At 67.0% G+C, this 15978-nt stretch carries 19 protein-coding genes; 11 read left to right on the plus strand and 8 right to left on the minus strand.

Translation table 11 applies throughout. From position 1 onward, the window contains the following. Both NKF06_RS15130 and NKF06_RS15135 read left to right on the plus strand, forming a co-directional pair. Positions 1-756: methyltransferase domain-containing protein (locus NKF06_RS15130; protein ID WP_253245867.1), on the plus strand; the 756-nt coding region annotated here is incomplete at its 5' end. 122 nt (positions 757-878) lie between these two features. Beyond that, positions 879-1088 carry a hypothetical protein gene (locus tag NKF06_RS15135; RefSeq protein WP_253245868.1) on the plus strand — a complete coding sequence of 70 codons (210 nt, stop codon included), beginning with the start codon at positions 879-881 and terminating at the stop codon, positions 1086-1088. Positions 1089-1106: 18 nt separating this feature from the next. On the opposite strand, the gene NKF06_RS15140 is transcribed toward NKF06_RS15135, so the two are convergent. The 3 genes from NKF06_RS15140 to NKF06_RS15150 form a co-directional block, all read right to left on the minus strand. Continuing rightward, positions 1107-1550 (minus strand): hypothetical protein, encoded by a 444-nt coding sequence (locus tag NKF06_RS15140; RefSeq protein ID WP_253245869.1) that lies wholly within the window; start codon positions 1548-1550, stop codon positions 1107-1109. A gap of 67 nt (positions 1551-1617) precedes the next feature. Beyond that, positions 1618-2220, minus strand: a complete 603-nt coding sequence (locus NKF06_RS15145) for a protein sorting system archaetidylserine decarboxylase (RefSeq protein WP_058826879.1) — start codon at positions 2218-2220, stop codon at positions 1618-1620. Further along, complete coding sequence (locus NKF06_RS15150; RefSeq protein WP_253245870.1) at positions 2221-3246, minus strand: AAA family ATPase; 1026 nt, start codon at positions 3244-3246, stop codon at positions 2221-2223. 141 nt (positions 3247-3387) lie between these two features. Between NKF06_RS15150 and rnz the strand changes: the two genes are divergently transcribed. Together rnz and NKF06_RS15160 are read left to right on the plus strand one after the other, a co-directional pair. Then, complete coding sequence (gene rnz, locus NKF06_RS15155) at positions 3388-4335, plus strand: ribonuclease Z (RefSeq protein WP_253245876.1); 948 nt, start codon at positions 3388-3390, stop codon at positions 4333-4335. 46 nt (positions 4336-4381) lie between these two features. Then, positions 4382-5260 (plus strand): PhzF family phenazine biosynthesis protein, encoded by an 879-nt coding sequence (locus NKF06_RS15160; protein ID WP_253245871.1) that lies wholly within the window; start codon positions 4382-4384, stop codon positions 5258-5260. Positions 5261-5302: 42 nt separating this feature from the next. On the opposite strand, the gene NKF06_RS15165 is transcribed toward NKF06_RS15160, so the two are convergent. After that, the gene (locus tag NKF06_RS15165; protein WP_253245872.1) at positions 5303-5647 is read right to left on the minus strand and encodes a hypothetical protein; all 345 of its coding nucleotides are present in this window, start codon (positions 5645-5647) and stop codon (positions 5303-5305) included. 8 nt (positions 5648-5655) lie between these two features. Continuing rightward, positions 5656-6645 carry a prohibitin family protein gene (locus NKF06_RS15170; RefSeq protein ID WP_253245873.1) on the minus strand — a complete coding sequence of 330 codons (990 nt, stop codon included), beginning with the start codon at positions 6643-6645 and terminating at the stop codon, positions 5656-5658. A gap of 175 nt (positions 6646-6820) precedes the next feature. Here NKF06_RS15170 and NKF06_RS15175 point away from each other — a divergent pair, with 175 nt between their 5' ends. Continuing rightward, a complete protein-coding gene (locus NKF06_RS15175; protein ID WP_253245874.1) occupies positions 6821-8821 on the plus strand; it encodes a DUF460 domain-containing protein in 2001 nt (666 codons plus the stop codon). A 30-nt stretch (positions 8822-8851) separates the two neighbouring features. On the opposite strand, the gene NKF06_RS15180 is transcribed toward NKF06_RS15175, so the two are convergent. Then, positions 8852-9064, minus strand: a complete 213-nt coding sequence (locus NKF06_RS15180) for a hypothetical protein (protein WP_058826883.1) — start codon at positions 9062-9064, stop codon at positions 8852-8854. Positions 9065-9145: 81 nt separating this feature from the next. After that, positions 9146-9457, minus strand: coding sequence for a hypothetical protein (locus NKF06_RS15185; protein WP_058826884.1), 312 nt, complete (start codon positions 9455-9457; stop codon positions 9146-9148). Between the two features lie 89 nt (positions 9458-9546). Between NKF06_RS15185 and NKF06_RS15190 the strand changes: the two genes are divergently transcribed. Together NKF06_RS15190 and NKF06_RS15195 are read left to right on the plus strand one after the other, a co-directional pair. Then, positions 9547-10533, plus strand: coding sequence for a tyrosine--tRNA ligase (locus NKF06_RS15190; RefSeq protein WP_058826885.1), 987 nt, complete (start codon positions 9547-9549; stop codon positions 10531-10533). 91 nt (positions 10534-10624) lie between these two features. After that, a complete protein-coding gene (locus tag NKF06_RS15195) occupies positions 10625-11434 on the plus strand; it encodes an alpha/beta hydrolase (protein WP_253245875.1) in 810 nt (269 codons plus the stop codon). Between the two features lie 19 nt (positions 11435-11453). Here the strand turns inward: NKF06_RS15195 and NKF06_RS15200 are convergent, their stop codons facing one another. Then, positions 11454-11633 carry a hypothetical protein gene (locus NKF06_RS15200; protein WP_004973908.1) on the minus strand — a complete coding sequence of 60 codons (180 nt, stop codon included), beginning with the start codon at positions 11631-11633 and terminating at the stop codon, positions 11454-11456. A 105-nt stretch (positions 11634-11738) separates the two neighbouring features. On the opposite strand from NKF06_RS15200, the gene eif1A reads away from it, so the two are divergent. The 4 genes from eif1A (at position 11739) to thsA (ending at position 15533) form a co-directional block, all read left to right on the plus strand. Continuing rightward, positions 11739-12029: a translation initiation factor eIF-1A gene (eif1A, locus tag NKF06_RS15205; protein WP_004045248.1), complete on the plus strand. Its 291-nt coding sequence runs from the start codon at positions 11739-11741 to the stop codon at positions 12027-12029. A gap of 89 nt (positions 12030-12118) precedes the next feature. Next, positions 12119-12982: a serine/threonine-protein kinase Rio1 gene (rio1, locus tag NKF06_RS15210; protein WP_058826887.1), complete on the plus strand. Its 864-nt coding sequence runs from the start codon at positions 12119-12121 to the stop codon at positions 12980-12982. Between the two features lie 108 nt (positions 12983-13090). Then, positions 13091-13633 carry a KH domain-containing protein gene (locus NKF06_RS15215; protein ID WP_004973911.1) on the plus strand — a complete coding sequence of 181 codons (543 nt, stop codon included), beginning with the start codon at positions 13091-13093 and terminating at the stop codon, positions 13631-13633. Positions 13634-13880: 247 nt separating this feature from the next. Continuing rightward, positions 13881-15533, plus strand: a complete 1653-nt coding sequence (gene thsA, locus NKF06_RS15220) for a thermosome subunit alpha (protein WP_253245877.1) — start codon at positions 13881-13883, stop codon at positions 15531-15533. Positions 15534-15978 lie beyond the last annotated feature (445 nt).

A 15978-nucleotide genomic window follows, 5' to 3' on the forward strand; every position in this document is an offset into this window, starting at 1 on the left:
GCGGCCGCGAACGTCGACCGCGAGGGGACCGTCGCCGTCCGCGCCCGCGATGTGCGGGGACTGACCGGTATCAGCACGACCGACGCCGAGCGCGAACTCGGGTCTGCGCTCGTCGACCGCGGTTTCGGCGTCGATTTGGACGACCCCGACCACGAACTCCGCGTCTACTTCTCTGAAGACGCCTGTCTCGTCGGCTGGACCGCCGTCGAGGCGGTCCGCGACTTCGCCGACCGGAAGCCGACCGACCGACCGTTCTTCCAGCCGGGGAGCATGGCCCCCGTGGACGCCCGCGCCTTCGTCAACATGGCCGGCGCGGAGCCCGGCGCCCGAATTTTGGACCCGATGTGCGGCACCGGCGGCGTCCTCCTCGAAGCCGGGTTAGTCGGTGCCGACGTGGTCGGCGTCGACGCCCAGGCGAAGATGGTCGGCGGCGCTCGGGAGAACCTGCATCACTACGTCGGCGACGGCGACGTAATCCGCGGCGACGCCACCACGCTCCCCCTCCGCGACGACTCGATGGACGGCGCGGTGTTCGACGCTCCTTACGGCCGGCAGTCGAAAATCGCGCGCCACTCGCTTTCGGACCTCGTCGGCGGGGCGCTGGCGGAGGTCCGCCGGGTCGCCCCGGAGTGCGTGATGGTCGCCGACCGGTCGTGGGCCGAGGAGGCCGAGGACGCCGGTTGGGAGGTCGAACGGGTGTTCGAGCGCCGAGTCCACCGGTCGCTGGTGCGGTACGTGCATCTGCTGCATCGGTGAGCGGGACCGGCGTCGGTGCCGGCGGCCTCGGTCGCAGGTCGCGGCCGCCACCGCAGACGTGGTCGTTCGCTCTCTATTCAATCGCTCGACAGGACTATCCGCCAGCGCGTCGAGGTGAAGGCATGTCGCGCACGGTTCGAAAGGTTCTCGCCGAGGCGTACGACCCCGACCCGCGAGCGATGGTCATCGTCGCGATGGGGTCGTCGTTCCTGCTGTTTTCGCTCCTGTCGTACCCGGACGGTTCGAGCCCGTACTATCTGTTCGGTCTCGTGGTGGCGGTCCTCTCGCTCGTCGTCTCGGTCGCGACGCTCGCCGTCGAGACGCTCCAGTAGTCGGGGTGGACGAGACCGCTACAGCTCGACTCCTTCGACGGTGACCTCGCCGTTCGAGCCGACGCGCAACGTCACGTACTCGTAGTCCTGAATCCGTTCGTCGTACGCCACCTCGCCGTCGACGAGGAGCGTCACGTCGCAGGTCTCGGCGTCGACCTGCCGGGTGAGCGTCTTCGTCTCGCCCGGCGAGAGTTCGATATCGCCCTCGCGGCACGCGGGTTTCAGCACTACCTTGCCGGAGAAGCCGCCGCTGACCGTGACTTCGACCATCTTTGACCCCTCGCAGAACTGCGGCCAGCCACACTCGTCCGTGGTGGTCGCGGTCTGCCCGGACTCGGTCGTCTCTGAGTCGGGAGCGGTTGTCGTTTCGGTCGTCTCAGACGAGGATATGGAGGGATTACCGAGACACCCGGAGAGGAGAGCGAGCGAACCGAGAGACGCGAGGACCCGTCTGCGCTGCATGAAATGTAGTTTCGCAGTCAGAACAAATGTCTTGTGTCGGCGGGACAGCCCGGACCGCTTGTCCGGCCTATCGCCGCGCCAGCACCGTCTCGCCCGCCCGCACCGACTCGCCTTTCTCGACGACCACGTCCTCAGAGCCGTACTCCGGCGGTAACAGCACGTCGGCCCGGGAGCCGAAGTCGATGTGGCCGAGTTTCTGCCCGCGGACGAGTTCGTCTCCGGGCGCGACGTACGAGTGAATCCGGCGGGCGAACGCGCCGGCGATGAGCGACACCTCGTGGTCGCCCTCGTCGGTGTCGAGTTCGATATCGACGCGCTCGTTGCGGTCGGAGTCCTTCGAGAACGCCGGTTTGTGCGCGCCGGGGCGATGAGTGACGGTTCGGACCGCGCCGGAGACGGGCGCGCGGTTGACGTGCACGTCGGTGACGTTCATGAACACGCCCACGCGGACCCGGCCGTCCTCAACGCGAATCACGGAGACGTGCCCGTCGGCGGGGGCGACCACCCCCGGTTCGTCGGGCGGCGAGCGCTCGGGGTCCCGGAAGAACCAGAGGACGAACGCGCCCGCCGCGAGGAGCAGGGCCCCGAGGGGCGGGAAAACGAACGCCGCGACTGCCGCTCCGAGGAAGGCAGGGAGCGCGAACCGTCGGTAGCCGGGTGCGAACTGCATCTATGCCTCGCCGCGGACTTCGGCTCCCCAACTCGTGAGGAGGTGGGTAATGTGCAGGCGGTCGTCAATGCCCGTCGAGATGTCGAGGTCGACCTGCCCCGCGAGTTCGTGCAGGCGAGCGAGTTCGCCGTCGGCGAAGCGCTCAGGAGTCGAGTCGGCGACGCGGAGGATGTCTCGGAGGAGTTCCTGTCCCTCGTAGCCCTCGTCGTCGAGGAGCGTCGTGAGGGTCTTGCGGGCGTCCTTGATGTCGCCCTCGCGGGCGTTGATGAGGAGCGTCTTCAGCTCGTCGTCGAAGCCCACGTCGCCGAGGGCGGCGTGGACCGTGGACATGGTGACCTCGTCGGCCTCGGTGGCCGTCCGCTGGGCTGAGAGGATGGCCTTACGGATGTTCCCGTTAGAGGCGTCGGTGAGGAACTGGAGACCGCCGTCGTCGTAGTCGACGCCCTCGGCGTCGAGGATGTCGGCGAGGAGGGTTTCGAGGGTGTCGTCGTCCGGCGCGGGCATGGGGATGGGGAAACACCGCGAGCGAATCGGCGGGATGAGCTTCGAGGGCTGGCGGGTGGTGATGACGAACTGCGTGGTCCGGTGGTGCTGTTCCATCACGCGGCGGAGCGCCTGCTGGAAGTCCTCGCGGATGGATTCGGCGTTGTCGAGGACGATGGTCTTGTACTCGCCGGACATCGGGGCGTAGCTGGCGGACTCCTTGAGCACGCGGTTTATCATGTCGCGTTTCGCCATGCGACTGCGGCCGTCGAGGAACTGCTCGAACCGCGGGTCGGCGCGAATCTGCTTTTTCGTCCGGTTGAAGAAGTCCGCGACGTTGAGTTCGATGAGGTCGTGTTCGGGGTCCGCGTGCGCCTCGTGAGCCAGCGCCCGGACGGCGGCGGTCTTGCCGACGCCCGGCGGGCCCTGCACGACGAGGTTCATCGGTTCGTCCACGGCGCGTCGGAGGCGTTCGCGGACCTCCGGCTGTGGGAGGTCTTCGAGCCCCGGCGCGTGCGTCTCGGTCCACAGCGGCGCGTCCATTGGACTCCGGTAGCAGACGGTCGGGTAAGAATCGGTCGGTCCGGGGCGTCGGGTGGACTCGGGTTTCCTGTGGGTGAGCCCCGAGGCCGCGACCGATTCGACGCACGTTTAGTCCCGCCGCTATCATTGTGGTGCATGTCCATGCGCGCGACCTTCCTCGGGACCGGCGGGGCCGTCCCCACCACGGCGCGTGCGCCGAGCGCGTTCCTCGTGAACCGCGACGGCGAGCGCCTGTTGTTCGATTGCGGGGAGGGCACCCAACGCCAGATGATGCGCTACGGGACCGGGTTCGGCGTCAGCCACCTGTTCGTCACCCACCTCCACGGCGACCACATCCTCGGCATCCCCGGCCTGATTCAGACGCTCGACTTCAACGACCGCGACGCCTCGCTGGCCATCCACGGCCCGCCGGGGAGCAAACGCCACCTCGAAAAACTCGTCCACGCGGGCGGCTACCAGCCCGGCTTCCACGTCTCCGTCCACGAGGTCCGCCCCGGCAACGTCGCTTACCGCGCCGACGACTACGAGGTCCGCGCGTTCGACACCGAGCACCGGACCGCCTCGGTCGGGTACGCACTCGTCGAAGACGACCGCCCCGGCCGGTTCGACCGCGAGAAGGCCGAGGAACTCGGCGTCCCCGTCGGCCCGGCGTTCGGCCGCCTCCACGCCGGCGAGGACGTGGAACTCGAAGACGGAACCGTCGTGCGCTCCGAGCAGGTCGTCGGCGACCCCCGACCCGGTCGAACCGTCGTCTACACCGGCGACACCCGCCCGCTCGAATCGACCGTCGAGGTCGCCCGCGACGCCGACCTGCTCGTCCACGACGCGACGTTCACCGACGAGGAGGCCGAGCGGGCGAAACAGACCGCGCACTCGACCGCCCGCGAGGCCGCCCGAATCGCCCGCGACGCCGACGTTCGGCGGTTCGCGCTGACGCACATCTCCGCCCGGTACGCCGCCGACCCGAGCCCGCTTCTCGAACAGGCCCGCGAGGTCTACGACGGCGAGGTGTTCGTCGCCGAAGACGGCCAGAAGCTGGAGGTCCCGTACGCCGACAGCGACGGCGGCGGAGCCGAGACCGACGAGTAGCACGGGGCCGCGGTACGCTTTTCTCCCGCCCGCGCGCACCGTCGGTGTGCCGCAGAACGCCTTCCACACCGTCGACGTGTTCGCCACGGCGAAGTACGCCGGAAACCAACTCGCCGTCTTCGAGGGGGCGGACGCGCTCAGTTCCGAGCAGATGGGCGCGCTCGCCAACGAGATGAACTACTCGGAGACGACGTTCATCGAGGGCGGCTCGCCCGACGATGGCTACGACGTTCGTATCTTCACGCCGGACGGCGAGATCCCGTTCGCCGGACACCCGACGCTCGGGACGGCCGCCATCCTCCGCGAGCAGTTCGGCGCGGGAGACGAGGTGACGCTGAACCTCGGCGTCGGTCCGATTTCGGTCGAGGTTCGGTCCGACGGAAGCGACAGCGAGCAGTACTGGATGACGCAGAACGCGCCGGCATTCGGCGCGGAACTCGACCGCGAGACGCTCGCGGAGGTGCTGTCGCTCGATGTGGCCGACTTCGACGCCAACTGGCCGATACAGGTCGTTTCGACCGGCCTCCCAGCGGTGATGATTCCGCTCTGCGACCGCGACGCCCTCGCCCGGAGCGAGGTGTTCGTTCCGGCGTACCGCTCGTTCTTCGACGACGTGGGCGTCGAGAACCTCTTTCTGTTCTGTCCGGACCCCCGCGACGACGCGAACGACTTCGCGGCGCGGATGTACGCCCCCGGCCACGGCGTCGCCGAAGACCCCGCGACCGGGAGCGCGAACGGCTGTTTCGCGGGCTACCTCGCCCGCCACCGCTACTTCGACGACGACGAAATCGAGGTCACGGTCGAGCAGGGCTACGAGATGGGCCGGCCGTCCCACCTCCACCTCGAAGCCGAGGACCGAGGCGGCGAGGTGGCGGTCCGCGTCGGCGGGCGCGTCGAGTTCGTCTCGACGGGCAGGCTCGTCTGAGCGGCCGCTGAACGGGCCGTCGTGTCAAAAACCGAGGTCGGGTCAGTCTCGATGGGCGTCGCAGACCGGGATCTCGCCGTCGTCGAGGAGGACGACGGGGACCCCGAGGACGACCCACTCGCTGACGTAGCGCCGGCGCGTCGTCGCGGGCGACCCGCACTCGACGCAGGCGGCGTCGGCCGATTCGACGACCGACTCGATGATTCTCGTCCGTGGGCCGACGGCCGTCCGTGCGTACGCCGGCTGTTTTGAGAGGAGCACCACGAGCGCCGCGGCGACCACGAGGCCGACGACCGGCAGGACGAACCGGCCGACGCCGGAACGCGCGAGGACGCCGACGACGACGAGTAACATGACCACGACGGCCAGTTCACGGAGGAGACGCATCGACGGCGTCAGTTGCTCGTCTCGTTTTCGGAGCCGGACGAGGTCGACGACCTCGACGACGCCGAGGTAGTGTCCGACGATGAACCAGCGGACGAACTCGATGAGGACGACCCGTCGCTATCGAGCGACCGGACGAACTGCGGGTAGCCGCCGTCGCCGACCGGGATGTAGACGGTGTCCGTCTCGTCGAGCTTCTCGATGTACTTCTGAGCCAGCACCTCGTCGGACAGCGACTCCGCGAGGATGCGGTTGGCGTCGGCCTGCCCCTGCGCCTCGATGCGCTTGCGCTCGGCCTCCAGCTCCTCGACGGCGAGTTCGTCCTGCTTCTGCTGGCGGCGCTGTTCGGTGATCTCCTTCTGTTCGACCGCCTGCGCGTACTCGGCGGGGAGTTCGACGTTGCGGACCTGCACCGCTTCGAGGATGAGGCCGTCGTCGGCGAACTCCTCGGCGAGTTCCCGCTCGGCGGCGGCCTTCAGCTGGGTCTGGCCCTCGCCGGTGTAGATGACGGTGACGGGGAGCCGACCGGCCTCGGTCCGGAGCACCGACCGAATCGACGGCCGAATCAGGCGCTCCTCGGCGGTTTCGAGCGTTCGGTAGTTGCGGTAGAACTCGACGGCCTGCCCGGCGTCGATGCGGTAGCGGACGGTCACGTCGATGTCCGTCCGAAGGCCGTCTTCGGTCAGGACGGTGATAGCGTCGTCGCCGCGTCTGTCGCCTTCGCTCGTCGACGACGACATCGTGTACGACTGCGGTCGCACCGACAGCGACGAGGTCGACTGCGAGACGGGGTTGACGAAGTGCGCGCCGGGTTCGAAGACGGTACCGGTGGTCGCGCCCCACTTCTTGACGACCTTGACGTTCCCCTCTTCGACGGGTTCCCACGCGAGGAGCCCGGCGATGGGGGCGGCGATAAGGAGGAGGGCGACGACACCGATGAGGGCGATGCGCGTCAGCGAACGGGAGGTCACCGACGGCGGGTCGGGGATATCAGAACTCATCAGTCCCATTTCAAATAGCCGAGACTTGTTTGTTTCGTGTCAAACGTCGGTCGCGGCGGCGGTGTCGCCGACGACAGCGGCGTTTCCGGCCGAGCCGCGCAAACGCGACACTCGGGGCGAGTCGACGCTCGAAACCGGCGTGGAGTATATATTCGGCGCGACCCTAGTCGCCGTCGTGAACGACCGGACGAGTGCGCTCGACTCGGTCGTCTTCGGCGTCGACATCCAGAGCGGCGATATCCGCGGCGACTCGCCGTCGTACGCGCTGGTCGTGTTGGACACCCGAGACACCGAGTCAGACGAGGTCCGAATCGAACGAGACGTGGTCTCCTTCCGAAAGTTACGCCGACTCATCGAGCGCGACGAACCGCGCGTCGTCGCCACGGACAACATGTACGAGTTGGCGACCGACAAGGACGATTTAGTCCGCTTCCTGCGGTGGCTCCCCCACGGGACGCAGTTGGTGCAAGTGACCGGCGCGGAGCGACCGGAACCGCTCTCGCGGGTCGCCTCGCGTCACGGCGTCCCCTACGACAAAGACCCGATGAAAGAGGCCGAGGCCGCGGCCCGGCTCGCCCTCGCCAACGTCGGCTACGAGGTCGCCGCCTTCGAGAACACGACGACCGTGAAGGTCTCTCGCGGCCGCTCGACCGGCAAGGGTGGGTGGAGTCAGGACCGCTACACGCGCCGCATCCACGGGTCGGTCAAACAGCAGTCCCGCGAGGTCGAATCCGCACTGAAGGAGGCCAACCTCGACTACGAGCGGGACGTAACCGAGAAGTACGGCGGCTATTCGCAGGCGCTTTTCACCGTCGAGGGGCGGCCGGAGGACATCCCCGTATCGACCCACCGCTCGGGCGACACCCGCGTCGAAATCGAGCGCGAGCGCCGCGACGGCATCGAGTTCGAACCACTCGTGAAGCGCCGCGACCGCGTCATCGTCGGTATCGACCCCGGCACGACCACCGCCGTCGCCGTCGTCGGCCTCGACGGCCGTGTCCTCGACGTACACTCGACGCGCACCGCCGACACCGCCGCCGTCATCGAGTGGCTCATCGAGCGCGGCCGGCCCAGTCTGGTCGCCGCCGACGTCCAGCCGATGCCCGAGACGGTCGAGAAGTTCCGCCGGAGCTTCGACGCCGCCGGGTGGGCCCCGACGAGCGACATCCCCGTGGACGAGAAGCTCCACCGGACCCGCGACATCGACTACGAGAACGACCACGAACGCGACGCCCTCGCGGCGGCGCTGTTCGCCTTCGACGACCACGAAGACCAGTTCGAGCGCATCTCCCAGAAGGTGCCAGCCGACGTGGACAGAGAGGAGGTCATCGCCCGCGTGCTCGTCAGCGAGGAGTCGGTCGAGGCCGTCCTCCGCGAGATGGCCGACGACGCCGACGGGGGCGACCCCGACGACGCCGACGAGGAGGCCCACGAGGAGCCCGAACTCACGCCCGAAGAACGCGAGATTCGGGAGTTGCGGTCGCGGGTCGAGCGCCTCGAATCGCACGTCGAGGACCTGAAATCGACCATCGAGGAGAAAGACGAGACCATCGAGGAGTACAAGGAAGAACTCTCCGACGCCCGCCGCGAGGAGCGCCGCGAGGCCCGCGAGCGCCGCGAGGTCACCCGGCTCGAACGCGAGAACGGTCGGTTAGAGCGGAAAGTCGAATCGCTCGAATCCGACAAGGCGGAGCTCGCAGACAAGCTCGACCAACTGAAGTCGCTGTGGAAGCTCGACCACTCGAACTTCGCGGACGTGAACACCGATGGCAGTTTGGTGCCGGTCAAAATCGTCGAGCAGTTCACGAACGGCGCGCTCGACCACACCGTCGAGGAGTACGGTATCGCCGCGGGCGACGTGGTCTACCTCCGCGACGCCAGCGGGGCCGGGCGGACGACCGCCGAGCGACTCGCCGAGTTCGACCCCAAGGTCGTCCTCCGGTCGGGCAATCTCTCGGAGGTCGCGGACGAGGTGCTGTTCGAGGCCGACGTTCCGGTCGCACCGGCCGACGGCGTGACGATTCAGGAGATAGACGAACTCGCCGTAGCGAAGGAGTCCGAGGTGGCCGCCGCCATCGACGACTGGGAGGACCGCGCCGAGGAGCGACAGAAGGAACAGCGCGAGGAGATGGTGGACCAGATTATCTCCGAACACCGCGCCGAGAACCGGCGGTGACTGGCCGAAGGTGAGACGCGCGAACGGGGCTCATTCGCGATTTCGCTCCCGCGGCCACGCTCGAACGAGCGAGACGGCCAACAGGAGGCCGATAACTAACGCGGCACCGCCAGAGACGAGATGGATGACGTTGTCGAGGTAGACTCCGGGTGTACTCGACGAGACGAGGTACGTGAGGAGGGCGAGAAACAGCGAGATGACCATGAGCCATCGACGGATTGGTGTCGCGTCGGCGGAGGGCATATCGACGGGATGCGTGGCTGTTCGTAAATCGATTCTGGCACCACTGAAGACCGTGACGAGAGCCGCGGCCGCCGAGGAACATTACTCCGCGGTCGCGTCGTGGCCGACGACGACGGCGACGACGAAGTACAGCGCCGCGCCGACGAGCGGCACGAAGAAGGCCAAGGCGGCCCAGAACGTCGCGTTTCGGCCCTTGAACGTCGCGTCCTTGTGGACGCGGTAGGGCAGGTAGATGTGAACGGCGAGGAAGTAGACCGCGAAGCCGAGGATGTACGGGAGGAGGTCGCCGCCGCGGACCGACGCCCACATGGCCGCGAGCAGGCCGAAGACGACGAGGATGAGCGCGGCGAAGATGATGACGGGCGCACGCGTCGTGGTTCCTGAGTCGGACATCACCCGGAGTTAGGACCGGTTCGTGTTGTCCGTTTCGCCCGCGAGCGGCTTCCAGAAGTCATATCCCACATCACCGACACCGAACAGGTATGGACGCATACGACCTGATCACTCGGAACGCCTCCGAAGTGGTCACGGAGGACGAAGTGCGCGCGCTGGCCGACGACCCCGAGGGCAAGCGAGCGTACGTGGGCTACGAGCCCTCCGGCGTCCTCCACATCGGTCACATGCTCACCGCCAACAAGCTCATCGACCTCCAAGAGGCGGGCTTCGAGGTAGTCGTGCTACTGGCCGACGTACACGCCTACCTCAACGGCAAGGGCACCTTCGAGGAGATTCGCGAGACGGCCGAGCGGATGAAAGCGCAGTTCATCGCCTACGGCCTCGACGAGAGCCAGACGGAGTTCGTCCTCGGCTCGGAGTACCAGCTCGACGAGAGCTACGTCCTCGACCTGCACGCGCTCGAACTGGAGACGACGCTCTCGCGCGCCGAGCGCGCCATGGCCGAAATCAAAAGCGGCGACGGCGTCACCGTCGCGCAGGCGGTCTACCCCATCATGCAGGCGCTCGACATCGTCTACCTCGACGTTGACCTCGCCATCGGCGGGATGGAACAGCGCAAGGTCCACATGCTCGCCCGCGACACGCTCCCGAGCATCGGCGAGGAGTCGCCGACCTGCATGCACACGCCGCTCATCGCCGACCTCGGGACGGGCATCGGTAAGATGTCCTCCTCCGAGGGCGTCACCATCTCGATGGAGGACTCCACCGAGGACATCGAAGACAAGGTCAACGGCGCGTTCTGCCCGCCGACGGCCGACCCCGACCCGACCGAGGACGGTGACGAGCGCGAGAACCCCGTCCTCCAAATCTTCGAGTACCACGTCTTCCCGCGCTTCGAGCGAGTCGTCGTCGAGCGCCCCGAGCAGTACGGCGGGAACCTCGAATACGACGACTACGAGGCGCTGGAGGCCGACCTCGAATCCGGCGAACTCCACCCCGCCGACGCGAAGGGCGCGCTCGCGGACTACCTCGACGAACTCATCGAGCCCGGTCGCGCGAAGATAGCGGAGTAATCGCCGCGCCTCACCGGAACTGCACCCTTCTCGACGGCTCGTGACTCGCCGTCTCCCAAACCGATAGAAGTCACCGGCCCGACGAGTCGGTATGTCCAACCCTTCCGACGTTCTCGTTCATCGAAACCGAACCGTCACAGACCGCGAGGAGCGCACGCTGACCGCGGACGTGTACTGCCCCAACTCCCCGCCAGCCGAGGGAACCGAAACGGCCGGCTCACCCCGCCCCCTCGTCGTCTTCGTCTACGGCGGCGCGTGGGAGACCGGCTCGACCGGCCAGTTCGCCCGCTGGGCGCTCGACGCCGCCGACGAGGGGTTCGTCGCGGCCGAGGTGTCGTACCGACTGGGTCACGAAGCGACGTTCCCCGCGCAAATCGAAGATGTGTGCGAAGGTATCGACTGGGTCGTCGACCGCGCCGACGAGTTCGGCATCGACCCGAACACTGTCGCCGTCGTCGGCCACTCCGCGGGGGCGCACCTCGCGTTGCTGGCGGCGCTTTCGGACGACGAGTTCGGGCGGCGGACCGAAATTGACGCCGCGGTCGGGGTCTCCGGCGTCTACGACCTCCGAGCCGACGACCACGAGCGCGCCGGGGAATCGCTGCCGCTGTTCGATGACCGGCCGTCGGCCGCCGAGTTGCGTCGGTGTTCGCCGATTACCTACGTCGATGACGACATCGATGACGACGCCGACGCGCCGCCGACGCTGTTGCTCCACGGGAGCAAGGATTCGGTCGTCGCGCCGGACCAGAGCGCCCGGTTGGCGGACGCGCTCGAAGCCGCCGGAAACGAAGTCGAGTACGACGCCGTCGACGCGGCCGACCACGTCTTCTTGCACTCGTCGTACCACTATCCAGCGGCCCGAGAACGGGTGTTCTCGTTCCTCCGCGAATCGCTGTAAGGCGGGGAACCAGCGGCTCTCAGGCCATGCCGAACATCTTCATCACGCCCTCGGCGAGGCCGCTGGCGACGAGTCCGAGGCCGGCGACGACGAACGCGAGACCCGCCGCGACGACGGGGGCCTGATAGGCGACGATACCGATACCCAAGAGCAAGGAGACGACGCCGGCGATACCCTTCGTGCCGAGTTTGTCGAGCATACAACGACGGCGTTTCGGGACGGTCCTAAACGCGTCGTTCCGTCGGACGCTTCCTACCGGCCGAACGTCGGCGGATTTAACCATGCCCACGTCGAACGCTCGCGCATGAGCGACGACGAGAACGAGAGCCGCCGAGACCTTCGAATGCCGAACGACGACGAAGTGTTCGCCGTCGTGACGAACATGCTCGGGGCCAATCGTATTCGCGTCCGCTGTGCCGACGGCGTCGAGCGGACCGCTCGCATTCCCGGGCGGATGCAGAAGCGAATCTGGATTCGAGAGGACGACGTGGTACTCGTCGAGCCGTGGGACTGGCAGGACGAGAAGGCCGACGTGTCGTGGCGCTACGAGAAGTCCGAGGCCGACCAACTCCGCCGCGAAGGCCACATCCAGTAACGCGTTCGAGACAGCGTCGACCGTTCGCCGAGCGACACCGAAGCCGGAGCCTGTGCCCTTTTCATCTCGCCTCTCGTAGCCCTAGTCCAATGACTGACGAGTTCGGCATGGTCGAACCCCAGGAGGGCGAGGCGTTCGGCGACGAGTGGGAGGAGATAGACGTCTCCGACGACGAGGCAGACCGCATCGCGCGCCGCAAGGACCGCGACTTCGACGAGTTCCGGATGCGGTTGAAGGACGCCGACCAGTTCAAAGTCGAGCAGTCGGTGTTCGACGACGCGACCTTCGCCGCCATCTACAAACTCGTCCAAGACGGGTACATCGACGCGTTCGGCGGGCCGATTTCGACCGGGAAGGAGGCCAACGTTTTCGAGGCACTCGGTGGCGACGACTCCGACGTGGCGGTCAAAATATACCGCATCAACGCCTCGGACTTCCGGCACATGCGCGATTACCTCGAAGGCGACCCGCGCTTCGAGAACATCGGCCACGACAAGGGACAGGTCGTCCGCGCGTGGGTCAGAAAGGAGTTCGCCAACCTCGAACGCGCCCAGCGCGCCGGCGTGCGCGTGCCGAAGCCCATCGCGGTCCAGCGGAACGTCCTCGTGATGGAACTCGTCGGCGTCGTCGACGACCGGGCGCGGCGGCTCTCGGAGGTGCGCGTCGAGAACCCCCAGACCGCCTACGAAGTCGTCCGCGAGTACATGCGCCGACTCCACCGCGCCGGCCTCGTCCACGGCGACCTCTCGGAGTACAACCTCATCATCCACGACGGCGAACTCGTCGTCATCGACCTCGGACAGGCCGTCACGGTCCACCACCCCAACGCCGAAGAGTTCCTCCGGCGGGACTGCCGCAACGTGGCCAACTTCTTCCGGCGGCAGGGGGCCGACGCCGACGGCGACTCGCTGTACGAGTTCGTCACGGCCGAAGAAGACGAGGACAAAGACTGAGCCGGAACCGGGGAGAAACGCGAACCCGCCGCGAGACGGGTGTGCGACCGAGACACGCGGCGACCCGCCGAGCGAACGCTTAAACCATTCCGACGGGTATCGGGTGATATGCAGCACGTCAAGGTGCCGCAGGACCGTATCGGTGTTCTCATCGGCGAAGGTGGCTCGACGCTCCGCGAGATAGAGAGTCGCGCGGAAGTCCGACTCGACGTTGACTCGGAGAACGGCAGCGTCGCAATCGACAGCGTCGGCGACCCCGTACTCGGCATGGTCGCTCCCGACGTGGTCCGAGCGGTCGGCCGCGGCTTCGCCCCGGAGGACGCGATGGCGCTCCTCGACGACGACATGATGATGTTCGAACTCATCGAGATAGACCGGCACACCCGAAACAAAAACGACATGCGGCGACAGAAGGGTCGCCTCATCGGCGAGAACGGCCGCACCCGCGAACTCATGGAGGAGCTGACCGGCGCGGACGTGGTTATCTACGGCTCGACACTCGGCATCATCGGCCAGCCCGAGGAGGTCGAAGTCGTCCGCCGGGCCGTCGAGATGATTCTCGACGGCGCGCCCCACGGCGCGGTGTACTCCTTCCTCGAACGGAAGCACAACGACCTGACGCAGGGCTTCAACGTCCGGCAGAACAACTGAGACGCCACCGCCGACGAGTCCACCGCGACACGGCACTCGCCCGCATCGTCTTTTCACCGCACTCGCTTCGAGACTGGCGAGGCGACCCGCCGAGTACCATAGATAAAGCCGCGTAATCGACCGCCGTCACCGGGTCTCGACCACCCCACCGTGTTGCGTTTTGGCATACCAATAAACGAAGCTTTTTTATAGAATCACAAACAATCAGGCGATGACTATGAGCCAGCGAATGCAGCAGGGTCAGCCCATGATCATTCTGGGTGAGGACTCGCAGCGCACATCCGGTCAGGATGCGCAGTCGATGAACATCACGGCCGGGAAGGCCGTCGCAGAGGCCGTACGCACCACGCTCGGCCCCAAGGGGATGGACAAGATGCTCGTCGACTCCGGCGGGCAGGTCGTCGTCACGAACGACGGCGTCACCATCCTCAAGGAGATGGACATCGACCACCCCGCGGCCAACATGATCGTCGAAGTCTCCGAGACCCAGGAGGACGAGGTCGGAGACGGTACGACGACGGCCGTCATCATCGCCGGCGAACTCCTCGACCAGGCCGAGGACCTCCTCGAATCGGACGTCCACGCGACGACCATCGCGCAGGGTTACCGCCAGGCCGCCGAGAAGGCCAAGGAAGTCCTCGAGGACAACGCCATCGAGGTCACGGAAGACGACCGTGAGACCCTCACGAAGATCGCCGCGACGGCGATGACCGGTAAGGGCGCGGAGTCCGCGAAGGACCTGCTCTCCGAACTCGTCGTCGACGCCGTGCTGGCCGTCAAGGACGACGACGGCATCGACACGAACAACGTCTCCATCGAGAAGGTCGTCGGCGGCACCATCGACAACTCCGAACTCGTCGAGGGCGTCATCGTCGACAAAGAGCGCGTCGACGAGAACATGCCCTACGCCGTCGAGGACGCGAACATCGCCATCCTCGACGACGCGCTGGAAGTCCGCGAGACCGAAATCGACGCGGAAGTCAACGTCACGGACCCCGACCAGCTTCAGCAGTTCCTCGACCAGGAAGAAAAGCAGCTGAAAGAGATGGTCGACAAGCTCGTCGAGGTCGGCGCCGACGCCGTCTTCGTCGGTGACGGCATCGACGACATGGCGCAGCACTACCTCGCGAAGGAGGGCATCCTCGCGGTCCGCCGCACGAAGTCCTCCGACCTCAAGCGTCTCGCCCGCGCGACGGGTGGCCGCGTCGTCAGCAGTCTCGACGACATCGAGGCCGACGACCTCGGCTTCGCTGGCTCCGTCGGACAGAAGGACGTCGGCGGTGACGAGCGCATCTTCGTCGAGGACGTCGAGGACGCGAAGTCCGTCACGCTCATCCTCCGCGGCGGCACCGAGCACGTCGTCGACGAGCTCGAACGCGCCATCGAGGACTCCCTCGGCGTCGTCCGCACGACGCTCGAAGACGGGAAAGTCCTCCCCGGCGGCGGCGCTCCCGAGACGGAGCTCTCCCTGCAACTCCGCGAGTTCGCTGACTCCGTCGGCGGCCGCGAGCAGCTCGCCGTCGAGGCGTTCGCCGAGGCGCTGGACATCATCCCGCGCACCCTCGCCGAGAACGCCGGTCTCGACCCCATCGACTCCCTCGTCGACCTGCGCTCGCGCCACGACGGCGGCGAGTTCGCAGCCGGCCTCGACGCCTACACGGGCGAGGTCATCGACATGGAAGAAGAGGGCGTCGTGGAGCCCCTCCGCGTCAAGACCCAGGCTATCGAGTCCGCGACCGAAGCCGCTGTTATGATCCTCCGCATCGACGACGTCATCGCGGCTGGCGACCTCTCCGGTGGCCAGACCGGCGGCGACGACGACGAGGGCGGCGCGCCCGGCGGCATGGGCGGCGGCATGGGTGGCATGGGCGGTATGGGCGGCATGGGCGGTGCGATGTGAGCACCCCCAGATAGGCCTACACCACTCACACCCACACCCTGACTTCGCATCGACTCGAATCGCTCGGCCGAATTCACACCGTTTTTTGCGGCTTCACGCCCGTTAGCCGCTGCTTTGTCAGCTCATCCGTCGGTTGGGACGCCGTTAATCGAGCGCCCGCACCGCACCGTCGCCTGACGTCGCGAGACAGCGGTCGTATCGGCAACTGATTTGCAACAGAAGTTGACAAATCCCTATGAAACGTCCGGCACAGTTCGTGAAACACCGGTACCCGTCTCTATACTTATCTCCCGTGACAGCCTCTATCAGCGTGTATGTCCCCTCCCGAGCCCTCGGCGGACGCCGCCGCCTCGGACGCGACCACGCCCGCGAATCGACCGCCGTTTCTGGCCGTCGTCGCGCCCCGCACTCTCCGAGGCGGCGGCGCTCGCGGGAACGCTCCTCC

It is taken from the genome of Haloferax sp. AB510, assembly GCF_024136985.1.
In the GTDB taxonomy this organism is placed as follows: Archaea; Halobacteriota; Halobacteria; order Halobacteriales; family Haloferacaceae; genus Haloferax.